At 75.7% G+C, this 15,530-nt stretch carries 13 protein-coding genes and 1 pseudogene; 4 read left to right on the forward strand and 10 right to left on the reverse strand.

The genetic code is table 11. From position 1 onward, the window contains the following. The 4 genes and pseudogenes from Q7T67_RS10105 to Q7T67_RS10120 form a co-directional block, all read right to left on the reverse strand. Positions 1–329: pseudogene (locus tag Q7T67_RS10105) on the reverse strand (hypothetical protein); the annotation flags it as partial. Between the two features lie 2 nt (positions 330–331). After that, on the reverse strand, positions 332–1,516 hold the full coding sequence (locus tag Q7T67_RS10110; RefSeq protein WP_304788662.1) for an ABC transporter permease: 1,185 nt from the start codon (positions 1,514–1,516) through the stop codon (positions 332–334). Then, positions 1,513–2,430: an ABC transporter ATP-binding protein gene (locus tag Q7T67_RS10115; protein ID WP_304788664.1), complete on the reverse strand. Its 918-nt coding sequence runs from the start codon at positions 2,428–2,430 to the stop codon at positions 1,513–1,515. The genes Q7T67_RS10110 and Q7T67_RS10115 overlap by 4 nt, the downstream gene beginning before the upstream one ends. Before the next feature lie 15 nt (positions 2,431–2,445). Beyond that, positions 2,446–2,586 carry a hypothetical protein gene (locus tag Q7T67_RS10120; RefSeq protein ID WP_304788666.1) on the reverse strand — a complete coding sequence of 47 codons (141 nt, stop codon included), beginning with the start codon at positions 2,584–2,586 and terminating at the stop codon, positions 2,446–2,448. Between the two features lie 107 nt (positions 2,587–2,693). Here Q7T67_RS10120 and Q7T67_RS10125 point away from each other — a divergent pair, with 107 nt between their 5' ends. From Q7T67_RS10125 to ligA, 3 genes are all read left to right on the forward strand, one after another. Beyond that, positions 2,694–3,491 (forward strand): tRNA pseudouridine(38-40) synthase TruA, encoded by a 798-nt coding sequence (locus Q7T67_RS10125; protein ID WP_304788668.1) that lies wholly within the window; start codon positions 2,694–2,696, stop codon positions 3,489–3,491. Between the two features lie 57 nt (positions 3,492–3,548). After that, positions 3,549–4,409, forward strand: coding sequence for a 5'/3'-nucleotidase SurE (surE, locus tag Q7T67_RS10130; protein ID WP_304788670.1), 861 nt, complete (start codon positions 3,549–3,551; stop codon positions 4,407–4,409). 149 nt (positions 4,410–4,558) lie between these two features. Continuing rightward, the gene (gene ligA / locus Q7T67_RS10135; protein ID WP_304788672.1) at positions 4,559–6,811 is read left to right on the forward strand and encodes an NAD-dependent DNA ligase LigA; all 2,253 of its coding nucleotides are present in this window, start codon (positions 4,559–4,561) and stop codon (positions 6,809–6,811) included. A 321-nt stretch (positions 6,812–7,132) separates the two neighbouring features. Here ligA and Q7T67_RS10140 read toward each other — a convergent pair whose 3' ends face one another. The 6 genes from Q7T67_RS10140 to Q7T67_RS10165 all read right to left on the reverse strand — a co-directional run bounded on the left by Q7T67_RS10140 (position 7,133) and on the right by Q7T67_RS10165 (position 13,923). Further along, positions 7,133–8,428 (reverse strand): D-alanyl-D-alanine carboxypeptidase/D-alanyl-D-alanine-endopeptidase, encoded by a 1,296-nt coding sequence (locus Q7T67_RS10140; protein ID WP_304788674.1) that lies wholly within the window; start codon positions 8,426–8,428, stop codon positions 7,133–7,135. Positions 8,429–8,489: 61 nt separating this feature from the next. Further along, entirely contained in the window at positions 8,490–9,602 is a 1,113-nt protein-coding gene (locus Q7T67_RS10145; RefSeq protein WP_304788676.1) for an adenylate/guanylate cyclase domain-containing protein, read from the reverse strand. Further along, positions 9,599–10,702 carry a histidinol-phosphate transaminase gene (locus Q7T67_RS10150; protein WP_304788678.1) on the reverse strand — a complete coding sequence of 368 codons (1,104 nt, stop codon included), beginning with the start codon at positions 10,700–10,702 and terminating at the stop codon, positions 9,599–9,601. The genes Q7T67_RS10145 and Q7T67_RS10150 overlap by 4 nt, the downstream gene beginning before the upstream one ends. A gap of 35 nt (positions 10,703–10,737) precedes the next feature. Continuing rightward, positions 10,738–11,202, reverse strand: coding sequence for a hypothetical protein (locus tag Q7T67_RS10155; RefSeq protein WP_304788680.1), 465 nt, complete (start codon positions 11,200–11,202; stop codon positions 10,738–10,740). Positions 11,203–11,232: 30 nt separating this feature from the next. Continuing rightward, positions 11,233–13,035 (reverse strand): long-chain fatty acid--CoA ligase, encoded by a 1,803-nt coding sequence (locus Q7T67_RS10160; protein ID WP_304788682.1) that lies wholly within the window; start codon positions 13,033–13,035, stop codon positions 11,233–11,235. A gap of 120 nt (positions 13,036–13,155) precedes the next feature. Then, positions 13,156–13,923, reverse strand: a complete 768-nt coding sequence (locus Q7T67_RS10165) for a Nif3-like dinuclear metal center hexameric protein (protein ID WP_304788684.1) — start codon at positions 13,921–13,923, stop codon at positions 13,156–13,158. A 154-nt stretch (positions 13,924–14,077) separates the two neighbouring features. Between Q7T67_RS10165 and Q7T67_RS10170 the strand changes: the two genes are divergently transcribed. Then, positions 14,078–15,530, forward strand: a 1,453-nt coding sequence (locus Q7T67_RS10170; RefSeq protein WP_304788686.1) for an RNA polymerase sigma factor, incomplete at its 3' end; no start/stop codon positions are given.

Below are 15,530 nucleotides of genomic sequence, written 5' to 3' on the forward strand. Positions count from 1 at the left end.
GCGACGCTCGTCGCCGGCGCTCCGGCCAGCCGGGCGCAGATCCGCAGGTGCGCGCCCAGGGTCCGGGCGGGGGCGAGGTCGCCGTGGGCGGGCGCGACGCCCGCCACCCGGGCCGGCCGGTCGTGCTGCGGGAGCGGCCGGCCGGCGACGAGCGCCTCGCCCGCGTCGCCCCGCCGCAGCGTGGCCAGGATGGCGAGCGCGTCGTCGGCACCCGGGCCGACGAGCGCGACGAGCTGCCGCGCGCCGACGTCCAGGGTCAGGTCGTGGACCTCCGTGCCGTCGGTCGAGCGGTACGCCAGGGAGCGGAACGACAGCGGCGTCGCGAGCACGGCTACCGGGTCCCCGCCCGGCGCAGCAGCTGACCGAGGCCCGCGCCGTTGCCGTAGCGCAGGAGCCCGGCGCCGTAGATCCGGAAGGCCACCGACAGGGCGACCCCCGACGCGAGCAGGATGCCCAGGACGGAGACGACGACGGAGAGCACCGACGGGTCGCCGAGCGCCACGCGGGTGAACATCACCATCGGGGCGGTGAACGGGATGAACCCGCCGACCACCGCGGTCGCCCCGTCCGGGTCGCCGAGGGCGGCGAGCGAGAGCGCGAAGCCGCCGATCAGCGGGATCGCCAGCGGTGCCGAGGCGCTCGCGGCGTCCTCGACCCGGCTCGCGCCGACGCACATCGCCGCGTAGAGGGTGCCGAAGAGCCCGAAGCCGAGGAGGAAGAAGCCGACGAACGCGACGGCCACGCCAGGGGTCAGCGCCCCGAGGGAGTCCCCGAGGCCGGCCGCGCCGGCGATCGCTCTGGTGATCGCCGCGACGACGATCCACCCCCCGTACTGGACGAGCCCCACCGCCCCGGTGCCCAGGAGCTTGCCGAGCAGGTGCTCCCGGGGCGAGACGGCCACCAGCAGCGTCTCGGTGACGCGTGCGGACTTCTCGGAGACCACCGCGGTCGAGACGGACGACCCGTACGCGAGCAGGGTGAGGTAGAGCAGGAGCACGAGCGCGTAGGCGAGGGCCTGCTTCGTGTCGTCGGGACCGTCGTCGGTGCTGACGGCCCGGACGGGCACGGGCCGCAGCGTGCGCCCGGCGTCCACCCCGGCGGCCTGCAGGCGGCCGGCGAGCGCGAGCTGCTGGACGCCCGCGACGACGGTCCGCGCGTCGTCGCCCTCGACGTCCTCCCCCCGCACCTCGACGCCGGTGACGCGGTCGCCGGAGGTCCGCAGGCGCAGCCGCAGGTCGGGGTCCTTCGCGTCCGCGGCGGCACGGACGTCGTAGCGCCGTCCGCCGTCGTCGAGGCGCTCCGGCAGCGCGTCGCGCAGCGCGGAGACCTGACCCGAGGCGGGCGACTCGACGGCGACCACGACGGGATCGGGGGTGCTCAGCTCGTCGACGAGGGCGGGGAGCACCGTCAGGAAGGCGACGGCGATCGCGCCGATCACCGAGATGATCAGGAAGGCCTTGGTCCGCGTGCGCTCGCGGAACTCGCGGCGCACCAGCGCCCGGACGCGGGGGTTCACGACGCCGTCGCCTCCCGCAGGAAGATCTCGCGGAGCGGGGCCTCGACGATCTCCAGCCGCCGCAGCCCCAGCCCGGTGCCGACGACCCCGGCCACGAGCGCGTCCGGGTCCACGCCCGGGGGCAGCTCCCACACGAGGCGCTGGACCCCGGCAGCGGGAGGCTCCTCGCGCACCGGGGCGGGGGCGTCGGCGAAGCCGAGCCGGGGGTCGTCGGGCTCGGCGACGACCTCGACGACGAGCCGCCGCAGGTCGTCGTGGCGGGCCCGGAGCTCGTCGACGCCGCCGGCGAAGCGGACGGTGCCCGACGCGATCATCGCGACCTCGCGGCAGAAGAGCTCGACGCGGTCGAGGTCGTGGGTCGACAGCAGCACGGTCGTGCCGGCCTCCGCCAGCTCGAGCATCGTCCGCTCGAAGAGGACCTGGTTGACCGGGTCCAGGCCGCTGAACGGCTCGTCGAGCACGAGGACCTTCGGGTCGTGCGCCACCGCGCTGGCGAACTGCACCTTCTGCTGGTTGCCCTTGGAGAGGGTGTCCACGCGCGCGTCGTGGTCGCCGGGCAGCTCGAGGCGCTCGAGCCACGTCGAGGCCCGGGCGCGCGCGGTCGTGCGGTCCAGGCCGTAGAGCTCGCCGAACAGCGCGACGTGCTCGTCGGCGGGCATCCGCGGGTAGACCCCGCGCTCCTCGGGCATGTAGCCGAAGGTCGACCGCGGCTCGCCGGAGACCGGTCGGCCGTGCCAGGTGATCGAGCCGGCGTCGGGCCCGAGCATGCCGAGCACCATGCGGATGGTGGTCGTCTTGCCCGCCCCGTTGGGCCCGAGCAGCCCGAAGACCGAGCCCTCCGACACGGCGAAGCTCGCGTCGACCACCGCCTGCCGGTCGCCGAAGCGACGGGCGATCCCGTCCAGACGCAACATTGCGGTCGGAGGCCGTCAGCGGCGGCGGCTGCGCAGCAGCACGGCGACCACGCCGAGCACCACGAGGAAGCCGACGATGCCACCGATCGTCCCGGACGCGGAGGCGACGGGGACGACGGCGAGGACCTGGTGGGGGACGGGCGGGACACCGTGCACGGCGGGGACCATATCGGCCCCCCGGGACGACCGAAGTGAGAATTCTGTGAGCGCGATGTGAAGGGCCCCGCGAGGCGTCCGCCCGCGTCGTCGGGGACCATGGCGCGGTGGGGGCGACGCGACTGGACATCGAGTACGACGGCACGGGCCACTGGGGCTGGGCGGCGCAGCCCGGCACGCGGACGGTGCACGGGGAGCTCGCGCGGGCGCTGTCGACGATCCTCCGCACGCCGACCACGTTGACCGTGGCGGGGCGCACCGACCGCGGGGTCCACGCCGTCGCGCAGGTCGCCTCGTACGACGGCGAGCTCCCGGACCTCTACAGCCTCAACAGCGTGCTCCCCGACGACGTGGCCGTGCGGCGGGCGATCGACGTGCCGGGCGGCTTCGACGCGCGCCGGGACGCGACCTCGCGCACCTATCGCTTCCGGCTCTTCACCCGCCGGGAGCCGTCGCCGTTCTACCGTCGCCACTCGCTGTGGTGGCCCTACCCGCTCGACGAGGACCTGCTCGACGACTGCGCCCGCACGGTCGTCGGGACGCACGACTTCACGGCCTTCACGCCCGCGGAGACGCAGCACGTGCACTTCCGCCGAAGGATCCGCCGGGCGCTCTGGGTCCGCGACGGTGAGCAGCTCGACCTGTGGATCGAGGGCGACGCGTTCCTGCGCCACATGAACCGCATCCTCGTCGGCACGATGATCGAGATCGCGGGTGGGCGGCGCGACCCGGAGGACCTGCCGCGACTGCTGCGGGGCGCCCGTCGCCCGGAGGCCGGGATCACCCTGCCCCCGCAGGGCCTGCACCTGGCGGGGGTGGGCTACGCCGACGAGCTCGGTGGCCCGGCCCTGCCGCCGCCGGGGTGGGGGACGGCCCCGTGGGCGGCCGAGGTGTCCGGCGGCTGATCCGCCGGTCCGGCGCCGCGTCCCGCGAGCCCCTCCCCAGGACTACGCTGGAGGCGCATGACCACGCGCGTCCTCCTCACGAACGACGACGGCATCCACGCGGACGGGCTGCTGGCCCTGCGCCGGTCGCTGCTCGCCCTCGACGGGATCGACCTGCGCGTCGTCGCCCCGGACGGCAACCGCTCCGCCATGGCCCGGTCGATCACCGTCCGGCGGCCGCTGCGGGTCCGGGACGAGACGTTCGAGGACGGTGGGACCGGCATCGCGACGGACGGGACGCCCACGGACTGCGTGCGCCTCGCGGCGCACGGCGTCATCGAGGGCTGGATGCCGGACCTCGTCGTGTCCGGCATCAACCACGGGGCGAACATGGGGGAGGACGTCACCTACTCCGGTACCGTCGCCGCCGCACTGGAGGCGGTCGTCCACGACGTGCCGGGCGTCGCCGTCTCGATGTCGCACCCCCACGGCGACTGGTCGCTGCGTCGCGAGCACACCTGGGACTTCGGGGTGGCCGCCGAGATCGCCGCGCGGATCGTCGCCGAGGTCGAGCGCGTCAGCCGCCGCGACGGGCACCTGCCGCTGCCGACCCGCACCATCCTGAACGTCAACGTGCCGCAGACCGACAGCGGCTGCTCGCCGCTCGCCGTCGAGGTCACCCGCCTGGGCCAACGCCACTACCGCGACGAGCTGCAGCCCGTCGAGACCCACGCCGACGGCAGCCGCAGCTACTGGCTCTACGGCACGAACCACGGCTTCGAGCCGACGCCGGGGACCGACCTGGCCGCGGTGGCGGCCGGCCACGTCTCGATCACCCCGCTGCACCTCGACCTGACGCGCGAGGCGGCGATCGCCCCGCTGGCCGGCCACGGCTTCGAGGGCCTGCTGGACCGCATCGGGGAGATGCTCGAGGACTGAGGGGAGAGCATGCGGGCCCCGGCCCGTGCTCCTCGGGTCGGATCGCGTCGGACCTCGGCGCGGCACGGTCCACCCGCGGTCCGTGGTCGTCCGCAGTCGTCGGTCGGCGACGGGTCGGGGCGGGGTCCCGCGGGTATCCTCGGAAGCAGATGGTGCCCCCGCCCGACGACGCCGAGACCCCCGTCCCGAAGGACGCCGCCGACCGCGCGGCGGAGCTCCGTGGGGTCGTCGAGCACCACCGCCGGCGGTACTACGAGCAGGACGACCCGGAGATCGGCGACGACGAGTACGACGCGCTGTTCTCCGAGCTCGAGACGCTCGAGCGGGACCATCCCGCTCTGGCGCTGCCGGACTCGCCGACCCGTCGCGTCGGCGGCGCGCCGATGGAGAAGCTCGTCAAGGTCCGCCACGAGCAGCCGATGCTGTCGCTGGCCAACGCGCGCAGCGCCGAGGAGCTGCAGGGCTGGGTCGACCGCATGACCTCGCACCTCGCCCGGGAGGGGATCACCGACGCCGACTTCCGCTTCGTCGTCGAGCCGAAGGTCGACGGCCTCGCGATGAGCCTGCGGTACGAGGACGGACTGCTCGTGCGCGCCGCCACCCGCGGCGACGGCGAGGTCGGCGAGGACGTCACCCACAACGTCCGCACCATCCCCGACGTCCCGCTCCACGTGCGGGACGCCCCCGCGATCCTCGAGGTGCGCGGCGAGATCTACATCGCCCTGGAGGACTTCCGCAAGGTCAACGAGAAGCGCGCCGCCGCCGGCGAGTCGACGTTCATGAACCCGCGCAACTCGGCGGCCGGCGCGATCCGGCAGCTCGACCCGAAGCAGGCGCGGCAGCGGCCCCTGTCGTTCTGGGCCTACGGCGTCGGGGTCATCGCGGCGACGCAGGGCGACGAGGCGGAGGAGGCCTCGGAGGGACGCGACGGCGCGGACGGCACCGCCGCGAGCGTGGGACAGGTCCTCGGGGTCGACGGTCACCGCGCGACGCTCGCCTGGCTGAAGGAGCGCGGCTTCCCGGTCAACGAGGACGTCTCCGTCGCGACGACGGTCGACGACGCCGTCGCGACGTGCCTGGCGTGGGGCGAGCGACGGGACCGTCTCGCGTTCGAGATCGACGGGGTGGTGCTCAAGGTCGACGACTTCGAGCTGCAGCGACGCCTGGGATCCGTGGGCCGTGACCCGCGCTGGGCGATCGCGTGGAAGTTCCCGCCGCGCACCGCCACGACGCTGCTGAAGGACGTCATCTGGAGCGTCGGCAAGTTCGGCGACCTGCACCCCTACGCGGTGCTCGAGCCCGTCAACGTCTCGGGCGTCACCGTGTCGCAGGCGACGCTGCACAACGAGGAGGACCTCGACCGCAAGGACGTCCGCCCGGGCGACCGCGTGATCGTGCTGCGCGCCGGCGACGTCATCCCGCAGGTGCTCTCCCCGGCGCCGCACGAGGCCGAGCGCGACGACCGCGGCGAGAAGCCCGTCCCGCCGACGACCTGCCCGCGCTGTGGGACGCCCACGGACAAGCCGGCGGACTCCGTCTTCACGCGGTGCCCCAACCGCGGTGGCTGCCCCGGCCAGCAGTGGCAGCTGCTGCGCCACTACGTCGGCCGGCAGGCGATGGACATCGAGGGCCTCGGCGAGAAGCAGGTCGCGCAGCTGCTGGAGAAGGGCCTGGTCTCCAACGCGGCGGACCTCTACGACCTGACGAAGGAGCAGCTGCTCGAGCTCGAGGGCTACGGCGAGGTCTCCGCGGACCGGATCATCGGGGCGATCGCGGCGTCGAAGGAGCGGGCCTTCGCGCGCGTCCTCTACGGCGTCGGGATCGAGGAGGTCGGCGAGATCACCGGGCGCAACCTGGCCGCCCGCTTCCGCACGATCGACGCGCTGCTCGCGGCGGACGCCGAGCAGCTCGAGGCGACCCCCGGCGTCGGCGGCAAGATGGCGCGGATCATCGCCGAGCGGCTGGCCGACCCGGCCGTGGTCTCCGTCTTCGAGCGGCTCAAGGCCGCGGGCCTGCAGCTCGAGGTGCCCGAGGCGGAGGGCGGGGCGACCGACGCCACGCTGCTCGAGGGCCTGACGGTCGTCCTGACCGGATCTCTGCCGACCCTGACGCGCGAGGACGCGACGCAGCGCCTGCTCTCGGTCGGCGCGCGGGTGACGTCGTCGGTGTCGAAGAAGACCGGGGCCGTCGTCGCCGGCGAGGCCGCCGGGACGAAGCTCGAGAAGGCCGAGCGACTGGGGATCCCGGTGCTCGACGAGGACGGCCTCAAGCGCCTGCTCGCGGAGGGCCCGAGCGTCATCGCCCCGGCGGAGGGCGAGGACGAGGCGCACCCGGACGGCGAGGCGCCGGACGCGGCCGCCGATCCCGCCGGGGACGCCGGCGAGGCACCGCCGGAGGACTGACCGGGACCCGCGCGCACCGTCCCGGTCGACCATCCGGGAGTGCTAGGCTGGACCAGTCGTCACACCGCCTACGTGGTGAGGACTTAGGTGTCCACCTCGGTAACGCGCCGCTTGCGGCGGACTGCCCGAGGACCACGAGTGTCAGTCTGCCCAGGCTCGACACGAGGTCCTGGGATGTTTAAGTAAGTAGGGGTGGTGTAGTCGATGGTGGCGGGCGAGTCGCAAGGCTCGCCCGTCGTCGTTCTCGGGCCGACCCGCGGGTCGGCGTGCGGCGGGCGACCGCGCTGGACCCCACCGTCGCCGGGCCGGCTCCGGGGCCGCTCAGCCGGACTGTGCCAGCCGCGCGACGAAGCGGTCCTGGAACGACCGCGCCGAGAACACGTTGCCGCCGTTCTGCAGGATCGCGAAGGCGACCTCGCGGCCCTTCCGCGTCGTGCAGTACCCCGCCAGTCCGGAGACGCCGTTGATCGTTCCGGTCTTCGCGGCGCACCGGCCGACGGCGGCCGTGCCGCGCATCCGACCGGCGAGCGTGCCGGTGCGGCCCGCCTGCGGCAGCGCGGCACGCAGCACCGGTCCGATCGCCGGATCGGCGTCGTAGGCCCGCAGCAGTCGGACGACGGTCGCCGGCGACACGCGGTTGCGCCGGGTCAGGCCCGAGCCGTCGACGATGCGCGGCGTCGTGCCCGCGAGCGGCCGCAGGGTCGTCCGCAGGAGCAGGCTGCCGGCGGCGGTGGTCGCCGACCCGGTGCGCGCCGCGGCGGCGAGGCAGTCCCCGGCGGCGGGCGGCTCGGCCACGGTCACGGGCGGCGCCAGCGGCGGCAGCTCGGCGCGCACCCGGCACGCCGCCTCGACGCCGTCGCGCGAGGCGATGTCCTTCAGGAGCGTCTCGGCGAAGAAGTTGTCGGACGGCCCCAGCGTGCCCGCGGCGAGCTGCGCGAGGGTCGGGCCGGCCTGCACGGCGACGGTCGTCCCGCCCGCGGGCGGGACGGAGTCCTGGACCACCGGTCCGGTCAGCTGCAGGCCCGCGGTGCGCAGCGCGGTGCGGAACAGCGACCCGGCACGGACCGCGGGGGCGGTGGTACGCGCGCCGCGGTCGACCGTCGCGGCTCCGATCCGGCCACCCAGGTCGCCGTCGGCGGACCGGCCCGTGCGCGCGCCGCCCTGCCAGTCGTCGAACGCCGTGGCGTCGACGTGGACCTCGCCGCCGAGCCGGTCGGCCCCGAGGGCCTGCACCGCCCGCCCGGCCAGCGCCTTGACCGCCGCGGTCGACAGCGTCGGGTCACCGCCGCCGACGAGGTGCAGGTCGCCGTCCCACGTCGTCCCCCGGAGCGATCCGGTGGCGACGACGCGGGTGCGGGGCGCCCAGTCCGGGCCGAGCAGGCGCAGGGCCGCGCCGACCGTGAAGAGCTTCGTCACCGACGCCGGGATCCGGGCGGTCGAGCCGCCGCGGCTGAGCAGCGTGCGACCCGTGGTGAGGTCGACGACGACGACCCCGGCCCGCGAGCCGATGCCGGAGGTCGACGGCATCGCCGCACCGGCCGACGGCACCGCCGACAGGGCCAGCGCGGAGGTCGCGGCCACCGCGGTCGCCGACGTGAGGATCCTGGCGGGGCGCATCGCGGGCGCAGGCTACCGGCTGCCCGGGGCTCCCCGGCGCAGTCCGCCGCGCCGCGGCGGGTCAGTCCTCGTCGGTTCGGCGCACGCGGTGCAGGCGGACGCGACCCATGCCCTTCAGGTGGATCCGGCCGATCGTCGACCAGGTCAGCCCGTCGTCCTCCACCAGGGTGCGCGTGGCGTCGTCGACCAGGACGCTCTCGGGGCGCGCGGCGGCGCAGACGCGGGCGGCGCGGTTGACCGGGGGACCGAACCAGTCCGCCGCCCGCGGCACGGCGTCGCCGGTGGCGACCCCGGCCCGGATCCGCGGGAAGTCCTCGGCCGCGACCCGCTCCTGGAGGGCCAGCATCGAGGCGACGACCGGCCCCGGCCTCTGGCCGGCGAGCATCACGGCGTCGCCGATCGTCTTGACGACCCGGACGCCGCCGGTGGAGACCTCGGCCCCGAGCTCGCCGAGCCGGGCCGCGACGTCGCGCAGCCGCTGGGCACCGAGCTGCTCGCCCATGCGGGTGAAGCCCACGACGTCGGCGAAGCCGATGCTGACCGGGGTGGCCCCGGCGATCCGGCCGTCCGCGATCTGCTCGTCGTCGAGCTCGACGGCCGTCAGCTGGTCGAGCGAGTGCGTGCGGACGAGCAGCCCGATGGTCTCGGCGAGGTGGTCGTTGACCGGGCGCGTGGCCTCCGCCAGCCGCCGGGCCAGGTCGTGCTCCGTGTCGCCCTCGCGCGTCAGGCCGGAGCCGAGCTCGATGATCGCCGCGGAGCCGATCCGGGCGGCCGACTCGCCGAGGGTCCGGGCCAGCTCGACGACCGCCTGCTCCGCGACGCCGGCGCGGACCAGCGCGTGGACCATGCGGGGCAGCGCGAGGTCGCGCTCCTCCCAGGCGGGGTCCGCGTGCTCGGGGATCGCGACGCCCGCGGCCTGCAGCACCCGCTCGAGGAGCTCCGGGTCCGCGCCGGTCCGCGACGCGAGGTCGGCGGTGCGCAGGGTCGGGGTCCCGCGCAGGACGCGCTGGACCGGCAGGAGCGCCAGCCGGCTGGCGCCGATCGCCGCCTCGATCTCGGGCCCGGTCGCGCCGTCGGCGCGGAGGTCGGCGACGAGCGCGGCGCGGGCGGCGTCGGGACGGGCGCCCGCGGCCTCGCGGGCGACGTCCGGCTCGACGGTCTCGTCGTCGCTCACGCGGTCGCCGCCTCGAGCGCCCGCACGACGCGCTGCGTGGCCGGGGCGTCGCGGGCCGCGATGCGGACGTGGCGGTCGTCCCCCAGCGGCGTCCCGGCCTGGACGAGGACCCCGCCGCGCTCGAGCGCGGCGTGCAGCGCGGCGCCGTCGCGGTCGGGGGAGCGGACCCACACCGCGCCGGCCTGGGACGGGGTGACGAGCATGCCGAGTTCCTGCAGGGCGGAGGTCAGCGCCCGCCGCTCGCGATCGTTGCGCCGCACGCGGCTCGCCAGCGCGTCCCCGGAGGTGCGCACCGCGGCGAGCGCCCCGGCCAGCGACAGGTCGGCGATCCCCAGGCGCGGGGCCAGGGCGCGCAGCAGCGGCCCGGCGGACGGCCCGCCGACCGCGTAGCCGCAGCGCAGCCCGGCCAGGCCCCAGGCCTTGCTGAAGGAGCGCACGACGAGCAGCCGGTCGGACCGGTCGGTCAGGCGCAGCGCGGCGTCGACCGGCTCGGCGGTGACGAACTCGCGCAGGGCCTCGTCGACGACCACGACGACGCGCTCGGGCAGGCGGGCAAGGAGCTCGGCGAGCACCCCGGAGGGCAGCAGCTCGCCCGTCGGGTCGTTCGGGCCGCCGAGCACGAGCATGCGGGTGCGCGGGGTGACGGCGTCCAGCAGGCGCTGGGGGTCCAGCGACGGGACCTGCACCGCGACGGCACCCGTGTCGCGGGCCAGCAGCGGGTAGAGCGGGTAGCCCGGCCAGGGCAGGACGAGCTCGTCGCCCGGCGTCAGCAGCTCGTGGGCGACGCGGTCCAGGAGGCCCGAGGCGCCCTCGCCGATCACGACGCGCCCGACGTCCACCCCGTGGCGCTCGGCCAGCGCGGCGCGCAGGGCGTCCTCGCGACCCTCGGAGTAGCGGTGCAGGCCCTTGCGGGCGTGGAAGGTGATGGCGGAGACGACCTCCGCCGGGGGCAGCTCGTGCCAGGTCGTCCGCGCGAGGTCGAGCGGCTCGACCTTCGCCAGCGCGCGGCCGCGCTCCTCGTCCGCGCGCTCGCGCAGACCGCGGTTGACCTCCTCCTCCGTCAGCCCCTCGAACTGCCGGTAGTAGCGGAAGAGCCCCATCAGGTGGGCGTCGGGGCGGCCTGCGGGCCGGGCACCTAGAAGCTCCCGCCGGTCGGCTGGAGGCCGCCGAGGAAGAGGAACCACACGGTGAAGACCGGCACCACGACGATCGTGGTGACGAGGAACAGGCGGCCGAGGATGCCCTGGCGCTGGTCGACCCCGGCGGCGCGCCGCACGAGGATCCAGACCTGGTCCACCCTGCGCAGGACGACGAGGGCGCCGAAGACGAAGGTGAGGACCAGCGTGAACGCCACCGCGATCCACAGCCCGACGTTGGAGGAGGCCACCTGGGAGGCGATCCACATCGCGGCGATCGGCAGCGGACCCCACATCGCGGCGGTCAGGATCGCCATGACGGCGAGCAGGACCGCCGAGGCGACCGCGTCGAAGGCGATCCGCCGGGCGGACCCCCGGGCGGGCAGGCGCCCGTAGCGCACCGGCGCCGTACCCGGACGACGGCCGAGGAACAGCCCGCCGTTGTCGGTGGGGTCGGTGCGCACCCGGGGGATCCTACCGCCGTCGGCCCGGGGTCACGAGGCGTAGAGGGCGTCGAGCTGGTCCGCGAAGCGCTCGTTGACGACGTTGCGCTTGACCTTCAGCGTCGGGGTCAGCTCACCGGTCTCCGGCGTCAGGTCGCGGTCGAGGATCAGCACCTTCTTGACCTGCTCGACGCCGGCGAGCTTGGCGTTGGCCGCGTCGACCTCGGCCTGGATCATCGCGACGACCTCGGGGTTGCGGGAGAGCTCGCCCAGATCGGTCGGCAGCCCGCGCGACTCGGCCCACGGGACGATCGTCTCGGCGTCGAGGGTGACCAGCACGACGGGGTAGGGCCGGCGGTCGCCGTGCATCACCGCCTGGCTGATCCACGGCGAGCGCTTCAGGTCGTTCTCGAGGTTCGCGGGCGTCAGGTTCTTGCCGCCCGCGGTGATGATGATGTCCTTCTTGCGGCCGACGATCGAGACGAAGCCGTCGGAGTCGATCGAGCCGAGGTCGCCCGTGTGCAGCCACCCGTCGGAGATCGCGCCGAACGAGGCGTCCTCCATGCCGTGGTAGCCCTGGAAGACGTTGCCGCCCTTGATCAGCAGCTCGCCGTCCTCCGCGATCTTCGCCTCGACGCCCGGCAGCGGCCGGCCGACGGTGCCGAAGCGGTAGGCGTCGGGCGTGTTGACCGTGGCGCCCGTGGCGGTCTCGGTCATGCCGTAGCCCTCCATGACCGGCACGCCGCAGCCGTAGAAGAACTCGAGGATCTCCTTCGCGATCGGGGCGGCGCCCGTCACCGCGCGGGAGAGCCGGCCGCCGAACAGCGCGCGGACGTTCTTGTAGAGCGCCTCCTCGGCGCGGTCGAACGGCTCCTGCAGCTGCGCGGGAACGGGCTCGCCCCGCGCCTGCAGCTCGCGGACCTGCACGCCGAGGCGGGCGGCGCCGAGGATCTGCTCCTGCTCCTCCTTGGGCTTGGAGCCGACGGCGAGGGTGTAGATCTTCTCGAAGATGCGCGGGACCGACGGGAGGACCGTGGGCCGCGTCTGCGTCAGCTCCGGCACGATGCGCGTCGTGTCGCCGCCCCAGTACGCGATCTTCGCGCCGGCGTCGAAGGCGCAGAGCTGGAACAGCAGCGCGAACGCGTGGGCCAGGGGCAGGAACAGGTAGAGGACCGAGTCCTCGTCGTCCATCGGCGCGAGCGCGCTGGAGGCCCCGATCATGAAGCGGTAGTTGCCGTGCGAGAGCACGCAGCCCTTCGGCGGGCCGGTGGTGCCCGACGTGTACATGAAGACGTACGGGTCCTCCGGGCGCACGGCCGCGGCGCGGTCGCGCAGCTCCTGGCCGGTGTGGTCCGCGCCGCCGGCCCGGAAGTCGGCCAGCGTGACGGCCCCTTCGGCCTCGCCGTCGAGCACGACGATCCACTCGAGCTTCGGGAGCTGGTCACGGACCTGCGTGATCTTCGCGACCTGCTCGGCGCCCTCGCAGACGATGCCGCGGGCGCCCGAGTCGCCGACGACCCACGCGCACTCCTCCGGCGAGCTGGTCGGGTAGACCGAGACGTGGACCGCGCCGGTGGCGACGATGCCCAGGTGGGCCACGGACCAGAGCGGACGGGTGCCGCCGAGCACGGCGACGCGGTCGCCGGCCTGCAGCCCGAGCCCGAGCAGCCCCAGCCCGAAGGCCTCGACGTCCTCGCCGAGGGACCGGTACGAGCGCTCCGTCCACTGGTCCTGCTCGGTCTGGTACGTCGCGTAGGGGCGGTCGCCGAAGGCCTCGGCGGCGCGGAACGCGAGATCGGCGACGGTGTCTCCGACGGCGGAGACGCCGGCGGGCGTCGTGGGGCTGGTGCTCATGGACCTCTTCCGGGGTACGTGCGGACGCGCCCGGCCGGCGGCGTCCCTGGGCCGATCCTACGTGCGGTAGCGCACTCGCGGGGGAGGATCTCCTCGTGCGGCCCGCGGGACGCCGCCGGGTCAGATCGGGTTTGCGGTGTCCACCCAGCGGTGGGTCACCCCGAAGCGCCCGGCGAGCCGCTCGCCGAGGGCCTGCACCCCGCCCGTCTCGGTCGCGTGGTGGCCGGCGCAGATCGCGTGGATCCCGTGCTCGCGGGCCAGGCCGCGCGTCTGCTCGCGCGGCTCGCCGGTCAGGAGGCCGTCCAGGCCGTCGGCCGCGGCGTCGGCGACCATCCCCGCCGCCGCGCCCGAGACGATCGCGAGCCGGCGGACGGCGTCGGGCCCCCCGGGGAAGTGCAGCGGCCGGGGCTGGGTGGCCGCGGCGACCCGCTCCAGGAGCTCGCCCACGGGGAGCGGGTCCTCCCAGGTCGCCACGACGCCGACGGGCGGCGACCCGGAGCCCGTCCACGGGACCCAGGTGGCGCCGAGCTCGCGGGCCAGCAGGGCGTTGTTGCCGACCTCGGCGTGACCGTCGAGCGGCAGGTGGTAGGCGGCCAGGGCGATCCCTCCGGCGAGGAGCACCCGCAGGCGGGCGGCCGCGACGCGGTCCAGCTCACGGGGGGACCCGTCCCAGAACAGCCCGTGGTGGACGAGGACGAGGTCCGCCCCGGCGTCCGCGGCGGCCGTCAGCGCCTCGAGGTCGGCGGAGACGGCCGTGACGACCGTCGAGACCTCGGCGTCGTCGCCGTCGGGGTGGGGCACCTGCAGGCCGTTGGGTCCGTAGTCGCGGAACGACCCGGGGGACAGCAGGTCGTCGAGGTCGGCGAGCAGGTCTCCGAGGCGGGCCATCGGCGCATCGTGGCACGCCGGACCGCGGCTCCCGCCCGCCGCTCGTGCCCGGTCGCGAGGGTGACAGGGGCAACCCCCGCGACTATCATCGACGCGTCGCCGTCGGCATGGACCTCCGTGTCATCGTCGCCGGTCGACACGAGGGTTCCCCCCGATGCCCGTCTCCGCACCGCAACGCCCGGCGTCCCCGGGATCCGACCACCGGTCACACCCCTTCGCGGCGACGGCCCCGGACACCACGCTGGTGGGCCTCGCGGCCCGCGGCGACGAGCGGGCGTTCGAGCTGCTGTTCCAGCGTCATCGGCCGGACGTCCAGGCCTACGCGACGCGGATGCTGCGCGACCACGGCCGGGCCGAGGACGTCGTCCAGGACGTGTTCGTCAGCGCGATGCGTGCGATCCGCGGAGCCGCGCCCGAGCTGCAGCCGGTCCACGTGCGGGCGTGGCTGCGCGAGATCGCGCGCAAGGCCTGCATCGACCAGTGGCGCGGCGCCGCGCGGCGCGGCGAGGTCAGCCTCGACGCACCGGACGCGCTGCGCGCCGACGACGTCCTGCGCCTGTCGGACGACTCGCTGACGCGCGCCACGGACGACCGCCACGCGGTGGCGACGCTGCGCCGCGCGTTCGACGACCTGCCCGAGCTGCAGCACGCCGTGCTCGTGCAGCGCGAGCTCGAGGGCCGGTCGATCCCCGAGATCGCCGACCGCCTGGGCCTCACCGCGACGGTCGTCGAAGGGCAGCTGGCCCGCGCCCGTCGCACGCTCGGCCAGTCCTACCGCGAGCTCGACAGCGGGGAGCGGTGCGTGGCGGTGCGCGCGCTCTGCGACTCGGCCGTCGGCGGCCGGCTGGGCGTCCGCGACCGGCACCGCCTCGGCAGCCACGTCCGGGGCTGCGACGGCTGCCGGCGCTACGCCCGCAGCACGGGCGTCGACGCCCGCCTGATCGACCGCGCGCACCTGAGCCGCGCGTCGCTGCTCCTGCCGCTGCCGCTGCTGCGGCGGCTGCCCCTCGAGCCGGGACTGGCCGGGGAGGCGGCCGGGGGCGTCCTCGGGGCGAAGGCGCTCGTGGGCGCGGCGGTGCTCGCCGCCGGCGGTGGCGGCGCGTACGTGGCCGCCGTCGAGCCCGGTCCGTCGCCGGCGCCTCCCGCAGCCTCCGCCGGATCGCGGGCGGCCTCCCCGTTCGGCGTGGCCGTGGGCGCCGACGGGCGTCCCGTCGTGCGGGTCGCCGGCAGCTCCGGCCCGCTGTCCGCGCTGCCCGTCGCCGGCGGGGCCCGCCCGTTCCTCCCGCCGTGGCTCGTGGAGCGCCCGGTCGGCTCGGTGTCCGGGGGATCCGTCGCCCGTCGCGGCGGTCCCGCCGTCGCCGACCCCGCCCCGTCGGAGGGCACGACCGGAACGGGTGCCGCTGCGCCGTCGGCCGGCCCGGCGACGCCCGACCCGGGCAGCCGTCCCGGCACGCCGGACCAAGGCGCCCCCGCGTCGCCCGACCGCGACGACGCGCCGGCGGAGGACGCACCGGTCGCCATCGCCCCCCTGACCCCGCCGGCGGACGACGACGCCCCGTCGGCGCCCGCGGACGCCTCGCCCGGCACCCCGCCGGCCGGCGCCACCG

It is taken from the genome of Patulibacter sp., from assembly GCF_030655195.1.
GTDB lineage: Bacteria > Actinomycetota > Thermoleophilia > Solirubrobacterales > Solirubrobacteraceae > Patulibacter.